Here is a 21415-nt window from a genome sequence, read left to right on the forward strand (position 1 = left end):
GAGGACGGCGTCACGTTCCGCTACAAGGACTACCGCCGTGACGGCGACGCCCGCCACCGCACCATGACGCTGTCGACCGACGAGTTCATCCGCCGCTTCCTCGTGCATGTCCTGCCCAGGGGCTTCCACCGCATCCGCCACTACGGCCTGCTCGCCACGGGTCGGTGCAAGGCCAACATCGCCCGCGCCCGCGAACTGCTCGCCGTCCCCGTACCGCCCGAGGCCACCAAGCCGGCCTCTTCGGCCGAGCGCCGCCCCCCGTGTCCCTGCTGCGGCGGGCGCATGCTGGTGATCGAGAGCTTCGAGGGCAACGTCCGCGCCCGGGCGCCACCCTCGCATCGATGGAGAGCCGGATGAGGGCGTCGTGACCCGGCACGGCATGTCCCCGCACAGGGTCGAAGCGACGCCGCTTCGGCCATCGGACACGCTCGCCTCCACGGTGTCCGGCACCGTCCGCCCCAAGCCCGGGACCGCACCACAGGCCCCTCAGAGTCCGCGGCCATCCTCGATCGCAGCGCCTGTGGACCGCCGCGACGCCTCGCCCGACCACGGGTTCGCCAGCCTGGGCTGGCTGCGGCGCCTCCGCGCGCTCGCCCGTCCCGCCAAATCCCCATAGCGCGAGGCGACCCTCGCGCGTTCGTCCTTGGGCGGCTTACCGACGGCGGCCCTCAGCCTGGACGCTCGGCCAGTGCCGGCCGCCGTCCGTAACCCTTCACCAAATGTCGCCGTCCCAGATGCACGACAGCACGCTCGAAATCGGACGTTCGCCGATCCCGCGCTACGGAATGAGTGGCCGTTTTGGTGAATAAGCCTATCGGTCAACAAGGCGTCTCTCGGTCGTCTGAGGCGCGGAGCATAGAAATGCTCGGGAGCGGCATTGGCCTGCGACGGCGCGGGCCGAGGTCCTTTAAGAGCTTCCTGACCTTAAACCGAAGCGGCCGACCGGTTACGTCCCGCGTTCCCGGGGACGGAAACTCGTCCAAGTTCGTTACAGCGTTGATTATGGCCCGCGGACGTCGAGCCTTGTCGTCATCCGCGACCCGGTCATCCCTAAGATGGGACGGGAGTTCCTCCGTGACCTGTGCAGATCCGGTCGGGGCGTGAGGCTGCCCGATACCAACCCAGCCAAACTGCATGGTACGAAACCCTGCTGCGGAGAGGACCGATCATGCTGAGCTGGTTTCGTGCGTTGATGCCCAAGGAAGATCGCTTCTTCGGCCTCTTCGATCGTCATGCGGCCACGCTGGTCGACGGCGCCCGCGCGCTCGTTGGCCTGCTTGAGGGCGGAGAGGCCGTGCCCCGCTGCGCGCGATTGATCGCACAGCACGAGGAGGCAGCCGACGAGATCACCCGCGAGTCCTTGAGCGCCGTGCGGCGAACCTTCATCACACCGTTCGATCGCAGCGACATCCAAGACCTCGTCACGACGCTCGACGACACCATCGATCAGATGCAAAAGACGGCCAAGGCGGCCCAACTGTTCGAGGTCTCCGCCTTCGAGCCGCCGATGCGCGAGATGGGGCGGATCATCCTCGAGGCTGCCACCCTGACCCATGAGGCCGTGCCGCTGTTGCGCGCCGTCGGCCAGAACGCCACGCGGCTCAATGCGCTGACCGAACAGGTGATCCAGCTCGAAGGGCGGGCCGACGAGGTCCACAACCAGGGCGTCAAGGCCCTCTATCAGGCCTCGCGTTCCGACCCGATGGCCTTCATCGTGGGTTCGGAGATCTACGACCATCTCGAAAAGGTGATGGATCGGTTCGAGGACGTGGCGAACCGCATCAGCAGCATCCTGGTCGAGCACCTGTGATCGGGAGCGCATCGTGGAACTCCTGAGCGCGACTCCCTTCGTCCTGGTGCTGGTCGCCACAGCCCTGGTGTTCGACTTCCTCAATGGCCTCCACGACTCGGCCAACTCCATCGCCACCATCGTGTCGACGCGGGTGCTGGCACCCCGCTACGCCGTCCTCTGGGCCGCCTTCTTCAACTTCGTCGCTTTCCTGGTGTTCGGGTTGCACGTCGCCGGTACCGTCAGCTCCGGCATTGTCGGGGTCGACATCATCGATGATCGCGTGGTCTTCGCGGCGCTGGGCGGCGCCATCGTCTGGAATCTCGCGACCTGGTGGCTCGGCATTCCATCGAGCAGTTCGCACGCCCTGATCGGAGGCCTCCTCGGCGCAGGGATCGCCAAAGCCGGTCTCGCAGCGGTGGTCTGGGGCGGCGTTCTCGCCACCACAGCCGCCATCGTCCTTTCCCCGGCGCTGGGCTTCTTCCTCGCGCTTCTCCTTGTACTCGCGGTGTCGTGGACCTTCGTGCGCTCCACCCCGCACCGGGTCGATCGCCTGTTCCGCGGCCTCCAGTTCATTTCGGCCTCGGCCTACTCGCTCGGGCACGGCGGCAACGACGCGCAGAAGACGATGGGCGTCATCGCGGTCCTGCTCTATTCGCACGGGCTGCTCCAGGGCGGCTTCCACGTTCCGCTCTGGGTCGTGCTAGCCTGCCAGAGCGCGATGGCGCTGGGCACGCTGATGGGCGGTTGGCGCATCGTCCACACCATGGGATCCAAGATCACCCGCCTCACGCCGATGCAGGGATTTTGTGCCGAGACGGGCGGCGCCATCACCCTGTTCCTCGCGACCTGGCTCGGCATCCCGGTCTCGACCACACATACGATCACGGGGGCCATCGTCGGGGTCGGGGCCGCGCGGCGAGTCTCGGCGGTGCGCTGGAACGTCGCCCAGAGCATCGTCATCGCCTGGGTGGTGACGATGCCGGCGGCGGGGCTCGTCGCAGCCGGCCTCTACGCGGCCTCGGCCCTGCTGCCGGGCTGACGGTTGCTCCGGCAAGCCTCCGCGACAGGTCCGGGGGGCGTACGGGCCGTCATGGGGCGGGCGACGTCGCGACAGATGACGCCGGGTCGAACGCCGCGATCCATCGGCATACCGACAGGCTTGCGGCGCGGACAGGGCTCGTGACCGGGACGTAGGCGAAGTAGCTGCGGGCGGGCAGGCTCAGGGTTGGAAACGGAGCGACAAGCCGCCCGAGCCGAAGGTCGTCCTCGATCAGGGTCGCGGGCCCCATTGCCACCCCCATGCCGTTGATGGCCGCCTGGACGGCCAGGTAGAAGTGGTCGAGCGTGAGCGTCGAGGCCGGAACGAGGGTGCCGTGGTCGGCCATGACCAGCCAGTCTCGCCAAAGCCGAGGCATGCTGCCCACATCGATGAGTGTGTGGCGCTCGAGGTCCTCGACACGGTCGAGCGGCTGATTGACGCTCAGCTCAGGACTGCAGACCGGCAGCCGCCGCTCGGGCAGCAGGTGACAGGCCTCGAAGCCGTGGAACGTGTCGGGTCCGCCGCGGATCAGGAGGTCGTAGTCCCCCGCGAGGGCATCGATCGGCTCATTCCCGGTCGTCAGTCGGAGGTCGATCTCAGGGTGGGCTTCCCGCAGCAGGGTCAGCTTCGGCATGAGCCAGCGCAGGCTGAACGTCGCGAGTGCATTCACCCGAAGCACGGTCGCTGAGGTCTTTGCTGGCTGACCGTGCCTGACGGCAGCGGCGGCGATCTGTTCGAGCGCCGGGCTGATCTCGGCGAAGAGGGCGGCGCCCTCCGCAGTCAGCATCACACCATGGCTGAGACGGCGGAACAGCGTGGGGCGTCCAAGCCAGTCCTCGAGCAGGCGAACCTGCCGGCTGATCGCCCCGTGGGTGACGCCGAGTTCCACCGCCGCTTCCTTGAAGCTGGAACGTCGCGCGGCCGCCTCGAAAGCACGCACGGCGTTCAAGGGTGGGAGCGGCAGATTTTTCGACGGGGCACGAGTCATGTGAGATTTGCTGACAGGAGGAAGCAGAAGAAGTCGTTTGCGGGCTTCGGTGGGGACGCTCAGACTATCCGGCGTGAGCATTTCAGCCAAACCAGCATACCCGGTCTCCTCAGACCTTCCGTCCGTCGCGACCGCTGAACCGGCGACGCACGCGCGCCGGACGCTCGCGCTGGCGGGCCTCGCCCATGCACTCCACGACGGCTACACCGACGCGATCTACGTGCTCCTACCGGTCTTGCGCACGGAGTTTGGGCTCGACTTCGTGGCGCTCGCGCTGCTGCGTGGCATCTACGCGGGGACGCTGGCCGCCTTCCAACTGCCGGCGACCAAGCTGTCCGAGCGGTATGGCGGGCGACGGCTGTTGATCCTGGGAACGCTGGTCGCGGCCGGCGGATACGCGATGGCCGGCCTCGCCGGTGGGATGCTGGCTCTCTACGGAGCGCTCGCCGTCTCGGGGATCGGATCGAGCGTGCAGCACCCCATCGCCTCGGGCGCGGTCTCGCGGGCCTATGGCGAGAATGCGCGCGGGCCGCTCGGCACCTACAACTTCGCGGGCGACCTCGGCAAAGCTGCGATACCCGCCGCCCTGTCGTTCGGCCTGTCCCTCGCACCCTGGCGGTCTTCGCTCTGGGTGATGTCGGTACTGGGCATCGCCGTCGCGGGCGTGCTCGCCTTCAGCTTTCCGCCGATCGCGTCAGCCCAGGCGAGGCGGTCCGTGTCCGACGCGGGCCCGGGCAACGACGACCGGGGCGGCTTCGCCCTCCTGTTCGGCATCGGCATGCTCGATACGAGCGTCCGCATGGGCCTGCTGACCTTCCTGCCGTTCCTCCTGCAGGCGAAGGGGGCCACGCAGCCCGTCATCGGCACCGCATTGGCGCTGGTGTTCCTGGGCGGCGCGGCCGGCAAGTTCGCCTGCGGCTGGCTCGGCCAGCGCTGGGGCGTGGTCGGCATCACACTGATCACTGAAGGCGCGACTGCTCTGCTCATCGCCGCCACCGTGGTGCTGCCGCTGGTGCCGCTGCTGATCGTCCTGCCTCTGCTCGGCGTGATGCTCAACGGCACCTCATCGGTGCTCTACGGCACGGTCCCGGACCTCTCGCCGGCCGAGCGGACCGAGCGGGCCTTTGCTCTATTCTACACGGGTGTCATCGGGTCTGGAGCGCTGTCGCCGCTCCTGTTCGGCCTGCTCGGCGACCATGCCGGGCCAGTCGTGGCGACGCTCGCCACCGCTGGCACGGCCGTGGCGATCTTGCCGCTGGCCGTCGCGCTCGGCCGCAAGCTCGCCAGGCCGCAGCAGCGGATCGGAGCCGCGAGCCCGGACGAGGCGTGAGGCTATTGAGGAAGGCACAGGCGAATGGGAACGATCAAGGACATCCGAACCGGCCGATGCCACTGCGGCACGGTGCGCTTCGAGGCGACCCTCGGCGAGGGCTTCGCCTCCATCCGCCGCTGCACCTGTTCCTACTGCCGCATGCGCGGCGCCGTCGTCGCCATGGCGGAGATGGGCGGGGTCGAAATCCTCGAGGGCGAGGACGCGTTGACGACTTATCGCTTCCACACCGGCGCGGCCCAGCACTTCTTCTGTTCCCGCTGCGGCGTCTACACCCACCACCAGCGGCGCTCCGACCCGAACCTCCATGCGGTGAACGTGGCCTGCCTCGAGGGGGTGAGCCCGTTCGACTTCGCCGACGTGCCCGTCATGGACGGTGTCAATCACACGAACGACACCGGCAGCCCGACGCGCCGTGCGGGCACGCTGCGTTTCATCCTCTGGAAGTGACGCCACGATCCAGCGATGGAGCGGCTGGCGACGCTCCCGGTCGGAGCCAGGATCTGCTCGCCTCAGCTGACGTCCAGACCTTCGACCTGTGTCACACCGGGCATCGCCTTCAGCTTGGCGGCAATCTCCTGGAGGGCTGCCTCGCTCAGGCGCACGAACGAGATCTCGGCCTCGTCCAGGTCCTCGGTCCCGGTCTGCTTCAGGACGAACTGCTGGATGCGACGGGCATAGGGGCCCGAAGCCTGCCGCAGCATCTCGATCGAGAACTCACCGCGCCTGGCGAGCAAGGTGATGGTCCGGGTCTGGATGCGGCGGCGGTAGCGTTCCTCGATGGGCTTCACCCCGGCCAACACCGCCAGAATGATGATGGTACCGACGAGGGCGGCGAGGTAGAGCCCGCTTCCGGAAGCCAGTCCGACCCCGGCGACCGCCCAGAGGCTGGCGGCGGTCGTCAGGCCTTTGACAGCCTCGCCGCGGAACAGGATCGTGCCTGCGCCGAGGAAGCCCACGCCGGATACGACCTGCGCGGCGATGCGTGACGGGTCGAGAACGACGTTCTTCTGCCCCAAGACATCCTGAAACCCATAGGCTGAGACGATGATGATCAGGCACGAGCCGACGCAGACGAGCATGTGGGTACGGAGGCCGGCGGCCCACATCAGGCGCTCGCGCTCGAAACCGATGGCACCACCCAGCACCGCGGCGCAGAGCAGGCGTGCGATCATTTCCCAGTTCGGCAGCATGTTCGCCCCTCCATCCGTCGTGTGACCTCGCCTCACGACTCTATCCGGAAAAAGGCGGAGCCGATGCCTGACAACCCGAACAAGCCCCGCAAGCAGGTCGCTGCCCTGCCGGTCCGGTTCGACGCGGAGGGGCATCTCCACGTCCTGCTCATCACGTCACGCGGGACCCAGCGCTTCATCATTCCCAAGGGCTGGCCCATGAAGGGCAAGAAGGATCACCGGGCCGCCGCCATCGAAGCGCAGCAGGAGGCCGGCATCATCGGCCGCGTGCACAAGAAGCCTGTCGGCGTCTACACGTACTGGAAGCGCCGTGACGATCACTTCGACTTCTGCCGGGTGAAGGTTTATCCGCTCGAGTTTCGGCATCAACTCCCGGACTGGCGCGAGAAGGGCCAGAGGCGCGGTGCCTGGCTGCTGCCCGACGAGGCCGCCGACCTCGTCGATGATCCAGGCCTCGTCGACATCATCCGCAGCCTGCCCCGTGAGCGGCCGCCCGAAGGCAAACGACGGCGGAAGAAGGCCGGCTCCTCGATCCCAAGCTGAAGGCGACCAAGCCTCTCAGTTCCAGATCGTGACCAGGGGTGCTTCCGCCGACCGATCGGTGTCGCCTCGGCAACCTTACGAGACCCCTTCGGAACCGAACGACCACCTCCAGGTTGTCTATGCGTCAACTGGAGGCAACCATGAACCGTATCGCTGCCGCTATGGCCTTTGCTGGCCTCCTGACCGTAGCAGCTCCGGCCGCCTGGGCTGACCAGCCCGGAGCCGACTGGATGCCCGCAGCCCAGGTCAAAGAGAAGCTGATGGGCCTGGGCTACACCAGCATCACCGCGTTCGAGGCCGACGATGGCCATTGGGAAGGCGAGGGCATGAAGAACGGCAAAAAGATGCAGTTCCACGCTGATCCGAAGACCGGCGCCATCATGTCCGAAAAGCCGGATCACTGAGGTTCCGAGGCAATGGACGCGACTCAGGCGCTCCAGTCGGTGCCGCCTGAGTTGTCCGCTCTCGATGCACAGCAACGTTCCGCGGCCGGCCGGAGTCGACCCACTTCTGGCGTAGCGTTCAACCTGGCGTGTGCTCCAAAGCAGACTTTTATTCAGCCTTCACGCGGCGGATATCCTCATTCCTAATATCGCGTTAGATGTGTTGGAACAGGCCATCTCAGGTGCGGTATCGAAGTCGCAAGGAAAGGCCAAATGCGTGCGAACGGATCTCCTTGATCGCCTCCTGGTGACATTGGCCGTACGGCTCCGTGCTTTTTCGGTATGCCGAATCCAACACGGATGGCAGTTGGAGTTCAGTCCGTTCGAAGCCATCACGGTGCACTACGTTCTGCGTGGCACCGGCAGCCTCCGCGTCGGTGACGGGACCTGGCAGGCCTTCGCCCCCCAGAGCGTCATCGTCGTCCCGGCACGCCTTTCGCACGCGTTGGGAGAACCGGAGCAGGTCAGGGGGGCGGCACGGGCGGAAGATCATTGTAGCCTCCATGGCGACGGGCTTGTCAGCTTCATGGCCGGCGACGGGACGCCCGATACGCTCCTCGTCTGCGGGCAGATCTCAGCCAGTCATGACGGTGCCCTGGGACTCTTCGAGCTTTTTCAGTCGCCGATGATCCAGGCGTTCACATCCGACGCTCCCCTTCGAGGGACGTTCGAACTCATGTTAGCGGAGGTGGCCGCCCCGAGCCTCGGCACCCAGGCCATGACGGAACTGCTGATGAAGCAGTGCCTGATCGTGATGCTGCGTCGGCACTTCCTGGGTGGTGACGACACATCCCCGTTGCTCAGGGCGCTGCAGGAACCCAAGCTCGCCCGCGCCGTCATCGCGGTGCTGGAACATCCGGGCATGCCCTACTCGGTCGACAGTATGGCGTCGCTCGCCGGCATGAGCCGCACGTCCTTCGCCGTCCGCTTCGCCGAGGTGTTTGGACAAGGCCCCATGGACTTCGTCCAGAAGGTCCGCCTGCGCATCGCCGCGCGGCTGCTCACCGCCACCGACCTGCCCGTCAAGGTCATCGCCAGCAGCGTCGGCTACGCGAGCCGCACGGCTTTCAGTCGGGTGTTCGAGACCACCTACGGCCTGCCCCCGTCCGACTACCGCAGTTTTGGGGGCGGAGATGAGGTCGAGCCGGATCGGGTGGAGAGCCAGATCCAGGCATCTCCGGCAACCGACCCTGAACCGTGAGGACCCTTTCCGTCCGGGGTAGGACGCAGGTCGTTCGAAGGTGACGTGTTTGGGGGACACGCCCTGAGTGGCAGGCTGTTCGACAAACACCGCCAATGTCGCTCAGGAGACCACCATGATCACCGACCGGAGATCCATCCTCGCCGGCCTCGCCCTCATCGCCGCAACACCGGCCGCGATGGCCCAGGCCCAGAAGGTCGCCCCCGCCACGCCGGTCACGGACTTCGCGGGCGTGAAAACCGCAGCCGACTATTACATGGGCGTCCTCGGTCCGGCGGAGGCGTCGCTGACGACGTCTCAACTGGCTGTGGAGCGCGCGACCAACAAGGATGCGCACGAGTTCGCCGGCTTCGAACTCGGTGAGGCCATCACGGTCAACGAGGTGCTGAAGGATCTCGGAACCAAGGGCACCGTGGACACGAACGCGACAGCCCTTATCACGAAGATCAAAAGCTCGGAGAAGGGCGCGAGCTTCGACCGGGCTTACATCGCGTTCCAGCTCGACAACCACGAGTACCTGCGGGATCTCGCCGACGCCTACCTGCACAACAGCGCGGGCACGACCGATCCCATGGAGAAGCAGGGGCGCCTGCTCGCCTCCCTGATGCTGGCCGTCTTCAAGGAACACGTCGCGATCTGCAAGCGCGTCAACGCCGAGCTGAAGGCGTAGGCGCCAGACCAAGGCCGCTTCGATGCCTGTCCGGCGTCCGTCGAGCACCGCATCGCGGGACGACCGCTCGCCCGGCAGGGCTTTGACTCTTTGACAGGACTCCTCTCATGAAAATCCCGTTTCGCACGTCCACACTCCTGGCCACACTCATGACCGGGACTGCCCTGCTCGCTGCTTCTCCAGGATGGGCACAGACCGCCACTCCCCCGCTACCCGCCGCCGCGGCTACCATACCCGACGCTCCCGTCACGGAGCCTGCCTTCTCCACCGTCGCGACGGTGGCGGAGACGCCCGACAGCGGCACGATGAAGCGTGCCGACAAGGACATGGCGGCGGTGCTGAAGAAACTCGGCGACCTCGGCGTGAAGCCGATCGAGTCACGCTCGGTCGAGGAGGCCCGCAGTCAACCGACGCCCGCTGACGCTGTGCAGGCCGTGCTCAAGGAGCAGGGCAAGGACCCGGCCGCGCTGATGGCGGCGATGAAGGTGTCCAAGAAGGACATGACCTACCCAACGGCTGGCGGCACTCAGCAGGTCAGGGTTTACACGCCTGAGGGGGCCGGAACCGGCCCGCTGCCCGTCATCGTCTACTATCACGGCGGTGGTTGGGTGATCGCCACGGTGGACACCTACGAAGCGTCGGCCATGGCGCTCGCCAAGAAAGCCAAGGCGATCGTGGCCAGCGTCGAGTACCGTCACGCCCCCGAGAACAAGTTTCCGGCCGCCCATGAAGACGCTTTCGCGGCCTACAAGTGGGCCCTGGCCAACGCCGCGCAGTTCGGTGGCGATCCCGCCCGTGTGGCTGTGGCGGGAGAGAGCGCCGGTGGCAACCTAGCCGCCAACGTCGCCATCATGGCGCGCGACGGCAACGTGCAGAAGCCGGCACACATGCTTCTCGTCTATCCCGTCGCCGGCACCGACATGAACACGCCGTCCTACATCCAGAACCAGAACGCCATGCCGTTGTCGAAGGGCGCCATGGGCTGGTTCGTCGACAAGACCCTGGCCAAGCCAGAGGATGCCAAGAGCCCGATGCTAAACCTGACCACCATGGTCGACCTGAAGGGCCTTCCGTCAGCGACCGTCATTACCGACAGCATCGATCCGCTAGAGTCCGAAGGCAAGATGCTGGCCGAAAAGCTCAAGGCCGCCGGCGTGCCGACGACTTACAAGAACTACGAGGGTGTGACGCACGAGTTCTTCGGCATGGCTCCCGTCGTTTCTGACGCCGACAAAGCCCAGGACGTGGCCGCCCAGGACCTGCGTGAGGCTTTCGTGGGCGAGTCTAAGCCAAAGTAATCAAGATCGGGGGGGCTGGGCGATCGCGCGATCGCCCAGCCGCTTTGAATGTTCAAGGCTGAGTGATGAAGAAGCATGAACGCGGGCATAGGCTGCTCCGATAAAATATTTCATTTCAGTTTGAACAGCTGCTTTGGATGTGACTGCGCTCAAGAGCGAACCTTCCGCTCTCCACCCACTCCCGCCATGAGCCGACCGCTGGCAACTGATCGCTTTCGCCTCTGATGGAAGGAAGGGCCGCCAACATCATTTGCCGAAGCTGGCGAGTATGAACGCCGCATCAAGGTCAGACCGAGAACGCTCGCAGTAGGGGAGGGCAGGGGATCGCGTCCGTCAAGGTATTGTAGTTTGTTCAGGTTTGCCGCCGAACCCACGCGAAACGGTCCGCGGAGGAGCCGTTCAAATCCGAAGGCGATTTCAGCCCTCCTCGTGTCGGTATACTCACATTCGCAGCCACCGACCGACACGGCCCTCACATCAAAGCGCTCGCCTTCTCGGCTCCAGTCCTGATACCGCGCCAACCGCGGCGCTTCAGCGTGTCATCGAGGGTCGACCTTGCCACCCCGAAGCTGCGGCACACCGAGGCCTTGCTGGCGCCGCCGTCGAGGGCGGCGGTGACTGGGCGAGAGCGCCGAAGATGGAGAAGAGCAGCTCGCCCTGCGGCGTGGTGGTGTCCATGTGTTCGGTCAGCGATCGGAAGCCGACGCCGCGCCCTTTCAGGTCGGTGATGATGTCGAGCAGGTTCGGCAGGGAGCGGCCGAGGCGGTCGAGCTTCCAAACCACGAGCACGTCACCGGAGCGGAGGTCGGCGAGGCAGGCCTTCAAGCCGGGGCGGTCGTCCTTCGAGCCGGAGGCGCGATCGTGATGGAGGTGACGCTCGTCGATTCCTGCCGCGGCGAGCGCGTCACGCTGCAGGTCGACGGACTGTCGGTCGTCGGAGGTGGAAACCCGCATGTACCCGACCAGCATGCCCGACAAACCCTGATTTCCGCGTTTCCGCACACACTATCATTCCGGCAGGGTTTGTCGTGCAGAAAACGCCCATGCGGGCCGGAGTCGGAAGGGGCTCGACGAGCTATGTCCGGGAAACAAATGTTTTCCGGAAGGTTGTGACTGCACTCGCAAAGATTGTAGACCGCTCCAGGCCCGACGAGTCTAGCTCTGGAACACGCTGGATATTCGATATTTTCAATCGAATCTGACACCAAAAAGTCCGCCATCGGGTTCATCAGAAAGGACTGGTTTGATGACGAATTCCGAAAAGCTGTCTTTTCCCTCCAATTCTGCTCTCATGAGTTCATCAGAGTTCAGAGTGACAATATATTGTATTCCGATCTCCTGTGAATATTCTGCACCCAAGCGCAATGATCTTGCAAACTGACGACCATCTACAGGTTCGAACAGGTGGCTATCATGCAACAGAAAGCCTGGTCCCAATCCACGGCTCTGGCAAAGTGCGGCCATGGTGAAGTCAAAGCAGAAAATTTGCATGCTCATAATACCAGCACTTTGCGAAGAGGGCATGGTTGGAAGGAACCGCAACCCTTGCTCAGAGGCAGATATCGCCAATTGGCCTGGGCTCTCATAAAGCCTTTCCGATATCTCCGAAAAGATACGGCTAGCCTGATCGATAATCGATGACCTCTCCCGCCTATCTTGACGCAAAGCCCTCACTGCTTCCTCAATCTCCTGCTGAAGATCTTCGGCTTGCTGCTCAAGGCTGCGTGCTTCTATGAGGCGAGCTTCTAATACCCGCACTACACCCTCCTTATTTGATAACTCATCACGCAGGCGTAGGAGTTCGTCGGCTGGCCCGCCTGTCTTGAGAGCAGTTATGATTTGCCTTCGCCGGATCTCCAGTGCTTCTCTCTGCGGTTGTCGCTCTTGGATGCGTCGAAGAATGCTAGAGTTTTCATTCTGCAGCTGGGTTCGTCGGTTCTCAATCAGTTTCTGGTGAAACTGATATACTTCCTCGTACCGCCTGTTAATGACAGCGGGGAAAACGAGCTGCGCCTCGGTAAAAAGCTTTTCAAGCTGTGGGCCTCTAACGACGCCCTCTGTCTCAAGAGCATTCTTGTTAGCGTCTAACGCCTCACTGTCGAGTACATCTTCATCGGACAGGTCACGACCTCTTTGATTGAGAGAGGCAAGCTCCTGCTCCAATTCACGAAAGATCGGCAGCACATTGAACGCATCAATTCTCGCGCGCAGTTGATCGCGAGCAAGCGTTGCAGCGGCCATCATAGCTGAAAGTTGTGCTTCTAAGTCGATGCGACGACTTCCAGCAGGAGAGCTTTTATCGATATCCCGAAGCGCTTTCTGAGCCACCTGTATCTGTTTGAGAGAGTTCTTGGCCTTATAGAAGCGACGTACAATTTCGGCATCTATCCCAAATAGCACTGCCAAATTCGCCTCACTAACTGAATTTGTTTGCGCGCGAAATGTTCTGATTGGATCGTCATATCCACCGTCCCGGCGACGCCGAGTAAAGTAGGTGATGAGCTGCCGAAAAGATGCGCCTCCAGGAGGACGATTAGGACTCAGCTTGAACCAAGTCGCACCAAGGAAATTAGTCCATGCGCTGTTTGGGATCTCACTTCCAGAGCGAAATGGCGAGCTGGTTCCGATATCAGTCTCGATCAGCAACTTCGTTTCAGCTGGGCACCTCTCTACGGTGAAGCGCTCATCTCCAACATCAAGTGTTAGATGGTAAGTCCACTCGGAGACTATTTCGGATGTAAGTGCTCCCTCAGGCTTCCCACCTAGTAGAAAATGGATCACATCGATAAGACTCGATTTTCCTACGCCGTTTCGCGTTCGTCGCTGCGGCTCTTTGTCTTCTATTTCAGTTTCAAATCGTCGATCAGCCACGATGATGTTGAAGCCGTTCCTGAAAGCGAACGCCTTGAACGATGAATTATTTGCTGAAAGGCGGTGAAGCATTACGTCGGCCGCCTATTACTGCGACGCAATAGGCCGTCCTGATCGAACCACACAAGATTCATCAAAAAAAGGAGATCAACGGCCAGCAAAAACCAGCTATAGGCAATGGGCTTCTTACGATAAGTCTCTCTAGTGTCATCCCACAGACGAGAGATAGTCGTCGGTTCATTCAGCTTTTCAAAGAGGGTTCCCGATATTGTGAGAAGCGCACGATCTGGCGCTATATTTCGATCTGGCAGGATCATGCAGCTTGATCCTCTGGCGGGCGTTCGAATATCTCGCAGGTCGTAAAAAAATGGGTGACGATGGCTAAGGCAGCAGCATCACGCTCAACGTCGCCACTCCCTCCCCCAGCAAATTGAAGTAGCTTATTGAAAGCATCAGCTGGTTCAGCACCGTTGTCACGAAGGACCCGGTAGCGCGCGGAGAAGCCCTCGGCCATGCGTGCAGCCTCGTCAGGATCGGCTCGATCCTTGATATATTCTCTTACTCGATTAGCGCCCAGTCCTCCGATGGCTAGGAAGTGACGTACTTTGCCCGAAAGAAAATTATGCGCCAGCTTTTCCTCTACATCAGGCGGCAGGGACAAGGCAGATACAGGAGACTCCGTTGTATCTCCTCTGATAAACGCAAGAGCCCGTCCTATGTTCGCGTAAGTTACCCTGCGAATCATGTCCCCTCGGCCTGGTGGTCGTCCAAATAGATCTATACGTTTCGATATCTCGATTTGCTGAGCGATATCTATTATCTCATCGCGATGCATTATCTCGTAAGGAACACCTAGCTCAGCAGAAATCTTCGCGACTTCTCTGACAACCTCTGAAGGCGACTTATTTCGATAAAAACCAACGACAAAGGCCCACTTCGTCATCAGGTTTCCCCAATGAGTTTTTGCACCGCGGAAATCATCGTTCACCTTTTTCAAGGCATCATTCACGTCTACCTGACCATAGCGGGGGCCATAACACTGATACACACATCCTATGCCTGAATGAAAGCCGTCGCACTTGAGATCGCCGCGACTTCCCATTGGTATAGTAGAGTCGAAATGCGCGCCCCAGCGGGCTTTCGCGATTTTCTGGAAAAGGCTTTCGAACGCGTCGCCATCGACCTCCGCGAGGATGGTCATGAGACGCAGTTTTTGCCACTCCCAATCAAAATCGTCGTCACACACTTCCTTCTCTCCCTACGTGCGCTTCCCGGCTTCTGGACGGTCGTCCTAGCCTGTTTTAAGTGCTAGCGGATCGGGGAGCCACTCAAATCACCACTCGCTCGATTTCGTCGAGCGAGGAGCTGTCGCGCCTCCTGTGGGTCGAGCACGGGCGTTGCCCCGGTCTTGGCCGAGTGGCTGGGTCCGCGCACGGCAGATGACGGGTTGAAGGGCAGCACGCCGCCAGCGGCCAGCCAGTCGAACAGGCGTCGGATCGCGGCGAACTGCTGCTTGACGGTCGGCGCCGACTGCTCGCTCCGGATCAGCTGCTCGACATAGGCCTCGAGGTGAAGCGACGAGGCCTTCGCGATCGACGCCACGCCCTGCGCCTCCAGCCAGGTCAGGAACGCGCTCACGGCCCGCACGTATGCGCGGCGGGTGTTCGGGTTCCTGATCTGCGCCGTTAAGAATTCCAGGAAGCGATAGGCCGCGCGGTCGCTAGCCGCCGTGATCACGGCCGGAACGCGGTCGGCCGTGATGGTGACAAGCTGGGTCATTGTTGCGCGCTTCGCGATTGCGAAAAGCTTCGATCTCTTCAAGGTGCGCTTGCCAGAAAGCTATAGCACTACGGAAAAGCGGCATGACCTTTCGACCGTGCAAGTCACAAAGCGTATCGGGATCGAAATTCATTGCGACCGTGGCAAAATTCCGTGCTCTTGGATCAGCATAAACGATGTGGCTAATGTCTGGATTTCCACGCAGCTGGAGGCGACTAGCAAATTCTTTGAGCAACCTATTACGATCCGGCTCGATGAAGCTGGTGAAAATATGTTCTTTTTTCCATTCCAGCCATTTAGACTTCAAAAACTGTTTCTCTTCAGGGACAGCACAATCGGTTTTTTCCAGCACATGCCCCACCGATCGAAGCATGCAGACGATAGCGATATATTGTCCTTGCACACTCGCCTCTGGAACTGCCGCCGTTCCTTGGCTTGCGAGGTTCGATACCATATCTTCGATCAATTCAAGCAGCTGTCGAGCAACTAGCATGACATTCTCTATGCGTATGATAAAGGACATTATCATGCGCATTCACCACGGCGAATAGTTTCCGGTGAATAAGGGAACAAATCGGCAACGGGATGGCGCGACGCGCGTTGGTTGTGAAAAGGAGCCTCGCCATGTCCGGAAAAACCACCTCGTCCAAGGCTGCCACCGCCGCCTCGAAAACCTTGAGCAGCGGCGACACTGGCTCGAAGAGCAAATCGGCCGCCGGGTCGGCCCTCTCTCAAAAAGAGTCCGTCAACACGAAGAACACCTCGGCCCCGGCCGCGTCCAAGTCCTCGAAGGCGCTGAGCGACGGCCGCAGTTCGTCTACCACGAAGTCGGCGGCCGGCTCGGCGCTGTCTCAGAAGAAGCGGTGAGGCCCGACGTTGCCCTGGTGCGATCGTTCGGACACGAGGCGGTCGCTGAAAGCAAAAAGGGCACCCCGAGGGGGTGCCCTTTCATGTTGGGAAGTCGAGGATCCGTTGCGCCGAAGCGACTGCCGATCAGATCTCGACTTTTCGCCTCTGAAGCTAGAGGAGGAGTGAGGAGGAGTCAATGCCCGTCCCTGCCGCCGATACCGCCATGCTGATCGATCTGCTTTCCCCGGAGCGCTTGGGCGCTCTTCTCACCCTGACCGGCTCGGCCGAGGCGGCGATCGAGCTGCACCAAGAGACGTTGCAGGTCGGGGCGGCGCTGATGGTGGTGACGGCGACGGTCGAAATCGCGCTGAGGAACGCGGTGTGCGAGACGCTGGCCCAGCATTTTGCGGTGCCGAACTGGCTCCAGCAGCCGCCCGTGACCTTCCGCTGGCGTCCCCCCGAGGCTGGCAAGATTACGAAGGCGGTCGATGACGCCAAGCGCGACACCTATGCGAAACTCGACCAGGCCGGGAAGGGAGCGCTCGACGCGCTCGCCTATCCGAAGGGTCGGCCGCCCAACACCCCGCACCTGAAACGGGCCAAGGATCGGCGCCGAAACCTCCAGGTGAGCCACGGCAAGGTCGTCGCCGAGCTGACGCTGTATTTTTGGAAGCGGCTCTACGGCCCCGAGTACGAGCAAACGCTCTGGCGCACCGCGCTCAAGCGGACCTTTCCTGACAAGGCGCTGAAGCGCGCCGAGGTCGCGGTCCAGCTCGAACACATTTATCAATCTCGCAACCGCTTGGCCCATCATGAGCCGGTCCTGCACAAGCGGTTCGCCGACACGGTGGCGGCGGTTGAGTTCGTGGCGTAGCGCCTCGGCATGAGGAAGCCGGACGTGGGTTCGCCTTTGGCGGGGCTCCTCGCCGGTGATCTGGCCCAGGCGAAAGCGCGGGCGGCGGCACTGCACGCGAAGCTTGACGCCTTCCGTCCGCCGCCTTGAGGCAGGCCCCTGTCTCTCTGGCCTCTCTCCGCTCCTCGCCCCTTAGAGTCGTTCGCGTAACGTGTGCATATGGAACCACCCCTCAGGATGTGGCGTCTGGCGCCGCGCGGGCGGCCCGCTCTCATCACAAAGGGCTGTAGGGCCGCCCGAAGGCGTCAACCGGACCAGGGGTGGCCTGTCCGCCCCGCAAGGCCGGTACCGACGCGTGGTCTTTGTTTCGAGAGTCGAGGGTATTGTGTCTTCGGTTCGAGCTATCCTGCTGCAACAATGACCGAAACTGAAGTGCCAATGACTTCAAAACGGAAAAGGGGACTCGATGCGTGGAAGCATCAAGTCCCCTTTTCATCCCCGCGCACGAGGGCGGGACTTTTCCGGAGTTCTCCAGATCGCCGCGGGTGGGCGACGATTCAATCCCACATTGATCCACATGGCGCCATGTGGTGCGGGACTGAGAACGACGGGACCTCTCGTCGGAGACGATGGGTCATCCCCAACTCTCGTCGGGGCATGAGTTCTATGGCGCATATTCCAATGAGGTGCAAGTCCGACACGCAATATGATTAATATTTGGTTAATCTAACTTGGGTTTGCGGCAAGCAGGACTGTGATCGACCGTCGAGACACGCTGATCGATCAGAAAGGGGAGGCCGATGACCAAAGCCATCGGCGACCTTTTCTCTGGGCGGCAAGGGCAGCGCAGAGATGACGCTCGCCGAGCTGTAGGCACCGGTGGCCGCGCTCGAGCACAACCACCTTTGTGACCACCTCAACCAGCTCGACGGCGATAGGCGCTATGCCTGGAGCGCTCGGCAGGGGTCGTGAATGCCGGTCGGCCTGCGACAAGCAGCACGACCTTGAGTGATCTTCTTCCTGGTCTTGCCCACCTGTTCTCAGCCGGTCCCTGAATGGACGGCGAGGGATCGCGCTCCTCAGCCGACCTCGATGCGTCCGCGGAACCCTTCCGTATTGAACCACCTCTCAGAGTTTGTAAATGTATCGAACTTGTGCCTGAATGCCCCTTGAAATCGTTGATGAATTTTTTCAGATGTCGGGGCAAACGGGCATTCATTCACAAACTCTCAGGATATGGCGCCTGGCGCCGCACGGGCGGCCCGCTCTCATCACGAAGGGCCGTAGGACACCCGCGAGGCGCCAACCGGACCAGGGGTGGTTTGTCCACCCCGCAAGGCCGGTACTGACGCTTGGTGCTCGACGACGATCGCTGGGTTCGTGCTGGCTCACCGCGACAGGTCCGGTCCCGACCTGTCTCGCTCCATCCTCGGCTGGGGCCGGTCGACGGCCGCGGGCAGGGTGGGGGCACGTAGGTACGCCGCGATATCCTGGGCACGGCTCGCCAGCCCGCGCTCGACGCCCTGGGCCAGCCGGACCACCTGCACCAGCATCAGGCTTGGCGCCGCCGCCAGCTCTCGCAGGACGGCCCCGAGTCGTCGGCCGGCCTCGAAGCCGCGGCGGACGTCGAGGCGCTGTTCCGGGCACGGCGAGGGCAGCGTGCCGGTGCGGACGAAGGCGGCGCGGTCTTCGACGTGGTCGACCACATTCCTCTTCTCGCCGTAGCGGCGGCTCTCGACGTACAGGCGCTCCTGCAGTTCAGCGTCACTCGGATGCAGGCGGGGGTCGGACTGACTCACCCGCACCGCGGCTTCCAGCCTGTCGCGTTCCACGATCACCGTGGCGTCCCGTCGATGGTGGGTGAGCCCGACATACACGTCCCGGGCGTCGGTGGCGCTGCCGACGTAGAGCACCGCTTCGGCGACCGTGCGGCCCTGGGCGGCGTAGACCGTGCCGGCGTAGGCGTGGGTAATCCGGGGCAGAGCGCCTGCCGCCCGACCACGACGCTCACGCCCCGGCGCGAAGCCCGAGAGGGCGTCCTCGACCCTGCGTCCGTCCTCGAGGTGGACGGCGAGCCGCAGCTCGCCCGCGTCGTCGGGGCCGATCGCCGTCACGGTGCCGCGGGTGCCGTTGCGGATACCGTGCTGGGATAGCGTCTCGCCGAAGCGCAGGCGGTCGCCGATCGCGAGGGCGAGGTCTCTGGGCTTGTCGTCGCGGTCGCGCACCTGCACCATTCTGTCGGCGGCTCCGAGCTTGCCCTCCTGGCGTAGGACGACGCGTGCGCCGGCGTTGAGCGCCGTGGCGTCGCGGTTCTCGCGCGTGGCTATGATCACCCCGTCGTCGCCATGACGGACGCGGGCTTCGGTCCAGAGCGCGATCACCCGCTCCCGCGCCGCCGTCGGCCCCGACACCATGAGGAGGCGGCCGTGACGGCCGTAGGCGCGCAGTCCGTCCTCCACCTCGCCTCGCGCCATGAGCACGGAGGCGGCGCGCTGCCAGGACACGGTCTGGCGCCGCACCTCGCCGAGGGTGGCATGACGCCCCAGCACGTCCACGACGGCCCGGAGCGGACTCGCCCCCGCCACGGCGGCGAGCTGGCGCCGGTCCCCCAAGGCCACGACGCGGGCGCCGGCTTCGGCTGCCGCCGTCAGCACGGCCTCCATGTCGCGCGTGCCCACCATCCCGGCCTCATCGAGGATGATCAGGGTGTCGGCGTCGAGCGCCGGGCCCTGGCCTCGGGCGAGGTCGTGGCGCCAGCGGGCGATGGCCTGCGCCGGGATGGCGGTCGAGGCCCCGAGTTCGCCGGCCGCCACCCAGGATGGCGCGAGCCCTATCACCTTGATGCCGGACCGCGTCGCGGCGTCGACCAGCACGCTCGCAATCGTCGTCTTGCCGGTCCCGGCGCCGGCCTCGATCACCGCCACCCCGCCGGGGGCGGCGGCGTGTTCGACGGCGGCCCGCTGTTCGATCGACAGCTCCGGGGCTGCGGCGAAGGCCGCCGCCAGGGCCGCTGCATCGATGCGCGAGGACACGTCAGGCCGGTCGGCGGCGCGGAGCAGGGCGGCCTCGACGCTCGCCAGGGCGGGGGTCGTCCAGCGCGGCGCCGTTTCAGGACCCGGCAGGCGCAGGAGCGTGCCGTCGCGCTCCAGTTCCGCCATCTCGGCACGGACCGCGGCGATCGGGATGCTCTGCAGGCTGGCCTCGACCAGCGCCCGCTCCAGCCATGCCGTGCGGTCGATCACGGTCTCGTGCCGAAACAGGTGCGATGCGGCGAGCTGCGCCGGGGTGGTGCCTTGGACCTCGGGCGGATCGAAGGGCACCTCCGGGATGCGCTCCTGTTCGGCGGCCCGGTCGCGCTCGGGATGGCGCGCGGCGTCCCAGGGATCGATCCCGAGCACCTCCATCTCGCCGCGCCACCGTGCTTCCAACTCGGGGCCGGTCGGCAGGTCGGCCTTGGCGCCACGCGTGGACAGGGTGGCGACCTCCTTCTGCGCCGAGGAGGAGCCGGCCCGGCCGCCGGCGAGGGCGGCTTCCAGTTCCTTGGAGCGCTTCGAGAAGGCGTCCAGGGCGGTTTGTGGTACCCCGCGGATCTCGAACTGGCCGCGGCCAGCTGGGCGGGCTTCGAAGCCGAAGGCGTCGGCCAAGCGCGCCGATAGGGCGGCCCTGTAGGCTACGCCGAGGAGATGGCATTTAGCGTGTAAGTTGTAAGTCTCTAATGTTCGCAACTTTCCGTCGTTGCTGACAGCGACGTTCATGATTGTACAATGGGTGTGGACGTTCGGATCGCCCGCCCGGGAGGTGTAGTGCGAGAAGCGCCCCACGATCAGGCCGGCGGCGGGCTGCTTGATGCGCCCGCCGGCACCGAGCCGCACTTCGACCAGGCCCTCCTCAACGAGAAAGCCGAGCGCCTCGTCCACGGCAGCGGCCTGGACGGTTTCGAGCTCTTTGCGAAGCTCGAGACCCGCCCCGGCCCACAGGATTGAAAAGCTCTTAGGACAGTTGAAGGTTATATCCCAACCGGCCCTGTGCGCCTCGCCTGCGCCGCGCACGAGGGCTTTGCCGGTCCGCGGATCGAGACCCGCGCACAACTCGCGGAAGGATCGCAGGTCGATGGGCGCGCCGTGGCGCACGACGGTTCCGGATGGCGACCACCACACGCCGCCGCCGTCCCGGGCGTAGTAGTCGTCGCGGTTCTGGGTCTCGCGGTAGGGATCATTGGTGTAGTAGGCGCCCGCCGAGGCACCGAGGCCGAGGGCGTGAAGGGAGGCCGTCATGCCTTGCCGGGCTTGTAGCGGCAGATGGAGTCCACCGCGCCGGGTTCGGGCTCGGCCAGGGCCTCACCGACGGCGCCGGCGAGGTCGGCCAAGCCGGTTTTGATCTGGGCAAGGTCGTCGATGACGCGCCCGTAAGCCGTCACGCCTTCGAGGTGGTGGCGCAGGGCTCGCAGGGCGATGTCGGCGGGAGCGAAGCCGGACGTCTCGGCCGCCTTGGCGAGGCGCTCGGCGAGGTCGGCATCGAGGGTCAGGGCGAGGCTGGACGGAGCTGTCATGGGGGAGCCTCGGGGGG

The 21415-nt window shown here is 63.9% G+C and carries 22 protein-coding genes; 12 read left to right on the top strand and 10 right to left on the bottom strand.

Annotated features, from left to right (window positions below):
• The 3 genes from D3272_RS24955 to D3272_RS24965 all read left to right on the top strand — a co-directional run.
• On the top strand, positions 1 to 357 hold a 357-nt coding region (locus tag D3272_RS24955), incomplete at its 5' end, for a transposase (protein ID WP_207210309.1).
• Positions 358 to 1168: 811 nt separating this feature from the next.
• Positions 1169 to 1810, top strand: a complete 642-nt coding sequence (locus tag D3272_RS24960; RefSeq protein WP_129221946.1) for a DUF47 domain-containing protein — start codon at positions 1169 to 1171, stop codon at positions 1808 to 1810.
• 13 nt (positions 1811 to 1823) lie between these two features.
• The gene (locus D3272_RS24965; RefSeq protein ID WP_129221947.1) at positions 1824 to 2831 is read left to right on the top strand and encodes an inorganic phosphate transporter; all 1008 of its coding nucleotides are present in this window, start codon (positions 1824 to 1826) and stop codon (positions 2829 to 2831) included.
• A gap of 49 nt (positions 2832 to 2880) precedes the next feature.
• Here D3272_RS24965 and D3272_RS24970 read toward each other — a convergent pair whose 3' ends face one another.
• The gene (locus D3272_RS24970) at positions 2881 to 3819 is read right to left on the bottom strand and encodes a LysR substrate-binding domain-containing protein (RefSeq protein WP_129221948.1); all 939 of its coding nucleotides are present in this window, start codon (positions 3817 to 3819) and stop codon (positions 2881 to 2883) included.
• A 37-nt stretch (positions 3820 to 3856) separates the two neighbouring features.
• Between D3272_RS24970 and D3272_RS24975 the strand changes: the two genes are divergently transcribed.
• The gene (locus D3272_RS24975) at positions 3857 to 5149 is read left to right on the top strand and encodes an MFS transporter (RefSeq protein ID WP_245496780.1); all 1293 of its coding nucleotides are present in this window, start codon (positions 3857 to 3859) and stop codon (positions 5147 to 5149) included.
• Positions 5150 to 5173: 24 nt separating this feature from the next.
• Positions 5174 to 5599, top strand: a complete 426-nt coding sequence (locus D3272_RS24980) for a GFA family protein (RefSeq protein WP_129221949.1) — start codon at positions 5174 to 5176, stop codon at positions 5597 to 5599.
• A gap of 62 nt (positions 5600 to 5661) precedes the next feature.
• Here D3272_RS24980 and D3272_RS24985 read toward each other — a convergent pair whose 3' ends face one another.
• A complete protein-coding gene (locus D3272_RS24985) occupies positions 5662 to 6342 on the bottom strand; it encodes an MgtC/SapB family protein (protein WP_129221950.1) in 681 nt (226 codons plus the stop codon).
• A 21-nt stretch (positions 6343 to 6363) separates the two neighbouring features.
• Here D3272_RS24985 and D3272_RS24990 point away from each other — a divergent pair, with 21 nt between their 5' ends.
• From D3272_RS24990 to D3272_RS25010, 5 genes are all read left to right on the top strand, one after another.
• Positions 6364 to 6885: an NUDIX hydrolase gene (locus D3272_RS24990; protein ID WP_207210310.1), complete on the top strand. Its 522-nt coding sequence runs from the start codon at positions 6364 to 6366 to the stop codon at positions 6883 to 6885.
• A gap of 140 nt (positions 6886 to 7025) precedes the next feature.
• Positions 7026 to 7289 (top strand): PepSY domain-containing protein, encoded by a 264-nt coding sequence (locus tag D3272_RS24995; protein ID WP_129221951.1) that lies wholly within the window; start codon positions 7026 to 7028, stop codon positions 7287 to 7289.
• A gap of 256 nt (positions 7290 to 7545) precedes the next feature.
• Complete coding sequence (locus D3272_RS25000) at positions 7546 to 8529, top strand: AraC family transcriptional regulator (RefSeq protein ID WP_281011024.1); 984 nt, start codon at positions 7546 to 7548, stop codon at positions 8527 to 8529.
• A gap of 115 nt (positions 8530 to 8644) precedes the next feature.
• Positions 8645 to 9199: a DUF4142 domain-containing protein gene (locus D3272_RS25005; protein ID WP_129221953.1), complete on the top strand. Its 555-nt coding sequence runs from the start codon at positions 8645 to 8647 to the stop codon at positions 9197 to 9199.
• 107 nt (positions 9200 to 9306) lie between these two features.
• On the top strand, positions 9307 to 10497 hold the full coding sequence (locus tag D3272_RS25010) for an alpha/beta hydrolase (protein WP_129221954.1): 1191 nt from the start codon (positions 9307 to 9309) through the stop codon (positions 10495 to 10497).
• 531 nt (positions 10498 to 11028) lie between these two features.
• Here D3272_RS25010 and D3272_RS25015 read toward each other — a convergent pair.
• From D3272_RS25015 to D3272_RS25040, 6 genes are all read right to left on the bottom strand, one after another.
• A complete protein-coding gene (locus D3272_RS25015) occupies positions 11029 to 11466 on the bottom strand; it encodes a recombinase family protein (RefSeq protein WP_245496781.1) in 438 nt (145 codons plus the stop codon).
• 219 nt (positions 11467 to 11685) lie between these two features.
• Positions 11686 to 13440 (bottom strand): DUF2326 domain-containing protein, encoded by a 1755-nt coding sequence (locus D3272_RS25020; protein WP_129221955.1) that lies wholly within the window; start codon positions 13438 to 13440, stop codon positions 11686 to 11688.
• Positions 13440 to 13685, bottom strand: a complete 246-nt coding sequence (locus tag D3272_RS28475; RefSeq protein ID WP_129221956.1) for an ABC-three component system middle component 6 — start codon at positions 13683 to 13685, stop codon at positions 13440 to 13442. The genes D3272_RS25020 and D3272_RS28475 overlap by 1 nt, the downstream gene beginning before the upstream one ends.
• Positions 13682 to 14614 (bottom strand): ABC-three component system protein, encoded by a 933-nt coding sequence (locus D3272_RS25030; protein WP_129221957.1) that lies wholly within the window; start codon positions 14612 to 14614, stop codon positions 13682 to 13684. The genes D3272_RS28475 and D3272_RS25030 overlap by 4 nt, the downstream gene beginning before the upstream one ends.
• A gap of 62 nt (positions 14615 to 14676) precedes the next feature.
• Positions 14677 to 15147 carry a tyrosine-type recombinase/integrase gene (locus D3272_RS25035; RefSeq protein WP_129221958.1) on the bottom strand — a complete coding sequence of 157 codons (471 nt, stop codon included), beginning with the start codon at positions 15145 to 15147 and terminating at the stop codon, positions 14677 to 14679.
• Positions 15089 to 15676, bottom strand: coding sequence for a hypothetical protein (locus D3272_RS25040; protein ID WP_129221959.1), 588 nt, complete (start codon positions 15674 to 15676; stop codon positions 15089 to 15091). Before D3272_RS25040 ends, D3272_RS25035 begins: the two co-directional genes overlap by 59 nt.
• Before the next feature lie 95 nt (positions 15677 to 15771).
• Between D3272_RS25040 and D3272_RS25045 the strand changes: the two genes are divergently transcribed.
• Complete coding sequence (locus tag D3272_RS25045; protein ID WP_129221960.1) at positions 15772 to 16014, top strand: hypothetical protein; 243 nt, start codon at positions 15772 to 15774, stop codon at positions 16012 to 16014.
• Positions 16015 to 16219: 205 nt separating this feature from the next.
• Entirely contained in the window at positions 16220 to 16870 is a 651-nt protein-coding gene (locus tag D3272_RS25050) for a hypothetical protein (RefSeq protein WP_129221961.1), read from the top strand.
• A gap of 1367 nt (positions 16871 to 18237) precedes the next feature.
• Here the strand turns inward: D3272_RS25050 and mobF are convergent.
• Both mobF and D3272_RS25060 read right to left on the bottom strand, forming a co-directional pair.
• Positions 18238 to 21123, bottom strand: coding sequence for a MobF family relaxase (gene mobF / locus D3272_RS25055; RefSeq protein WP_129221962.1), 2886 nt, complete (start codon positions 21121 to 21123; stop codon positions 18238 to 18240).
• The gene (locus tag D3272_RS25060; protein ID WP_129221963.1) at positions 21120 to 21398 is read right to left on the bottom strand and encodes a hypothetical protein; all 279 of its coding nucleotides are present in this window, start codon (positions 21396 to 21398) and stop codon (positions 21120 to 21122) included. Before D3272_RS25060 ends, mobF begins: the two co-directional genes overlap by 4 nt.
• Between the last annotated feature and the right edge of the window lie 17 nt (positions 21399 to 21415).

The sequence above is a fragment of the Lichenibacterium ramalinae genome, from assembly GCF_004137085.1.
In the GTDB taxonomy this organism is placed as follows: domain Bacteria; phylum Pseudomonadota; class Alphaproteobacteria; order Rhizobiales; family Beijerinckiaceae; genus Lichenihabitans; species Lichenihabitans ramalinae.

What these genes read in the sequence shown, in the direction of transcription:
- D3272_RS25010 (WP_129221954.1), top strand. Translation starts at nt 9,307, where the DNA reads ATGAAAATCCCGTTTCGCACGTCCACACTCCTGGCCACACTCATGACC.
- D3272_RS25035 (WP_129221958.1), bottom strand. Translation starts at nt 15,147, where the DNA reads ATGACCCAGCTTGTCACCATCACGGCCGACCGCGTTCCGGCCGTGATC.
- D3272_RS25015 (WP_245496781.1), bottom strand. Translation starts at nt 11,466, where the DNA reads ATGCTGGTCGGGTACATGCGGGTTTCCACCTCCGACGACCGACAGTCC.
- mobF (WP_129221962.1), bottom strand. Translation starts at nt 21,123, where the DNA reads ATGACGGCCTCCCTTCACGCCCTCGGCCTCGGTGCCTCGGCGGGCGCC.
- D3272_RS25005 (WP_129221953.1), top strand. Translation starts at nt 8,645, where the DNA reads ATGATCACCGACCGGAGATCCATCCTCGCCGGCCTCGCCCTCATCGCC.
- D3272_RS25040 (WP_129221959.1), bottom strand. Translation starts at nt 15,676, where the DNA reads ATGATAATGTCCTTTATCATACGCATAGAGAATGTCATGCTAGTTGCT.
- D3272_RS28475 (WP_129221956.1), bottom strand. Translation starts at nt 13,685, where the DNA reads ATGATCCTGCCAGATCGAAATATAGCGCCAGATCGTGCGCTTCTCACA.
- D3272_RS24970 (WP_129221948.1), bottom strand. Translation starts at nt 3,819, where the DNA reads ATGACTCGTGCCCCGTCGAAAAATCTGCCGCTCCCACCCTTGAACGCC.
- D3272_RS24960 (WP_129221946.1), top strand. Translation starts at nt 1,169, where the DNA reads ATGCTGAGCTGGTTTCGTGCGTTGATGCCCAAGGAAGATCGCTTCTTC.
- D3272_RS24980 (WP_129221949.1), top strand. Translation starts at nt 5,174, where the DNA reads ATGGGAACGATCAAGGACATCCGAACCGGCCGATGCCACTGCGGCACG.
- D3272_RS25060 (WP_129221963.1), bottom strand. Translation starts at nt 21,398, where the DNA reads ATGACAGCTCCGTCCAGCCTCGCCCTGACCCTCGATGCCGACCTCGCC.
- D3272_RS24995 (WP_129221951.1), top strand. Translation starts at nt 7,026, where the DNA reads ATGAACCGTATCGCTGCCGCTATGGCCTTTGCTGGCCTCCTGACCGTA.
- D3272_RS25045 (WP_129221960.1), top strand. Translation starts at nt 15,772, where the DNA reads ATGTCCGGAAAAACCACCTCGTCCAAGGCTGCCACCGCCGCCTCGAAA.
- D3272_RS25050 (WP_129221961.1), top strand. Translation starts at nt 16,220, where the DNA reads ATGCTGATCGATCTGCTTTCCCCGGAGCGCTTGGGCGCTCTTCTCACC.
- D3272_RS25020 (WP_129221955.1), bottom strand. Translation starts at nt 13,440, where the DNA reads ATGCTTCACCGCCTTTCAGCAAATAATTCATCGTTCAAGGCGTTCGCT.
- D3272_RS24985 (WP_129221950.1), bottom strand. Translation starts at nt 6,342, where the DNA reads ATGCTGCCGAACTGGGAAATGATCGCACGCCTGCTCTGCGCCGCGGTG.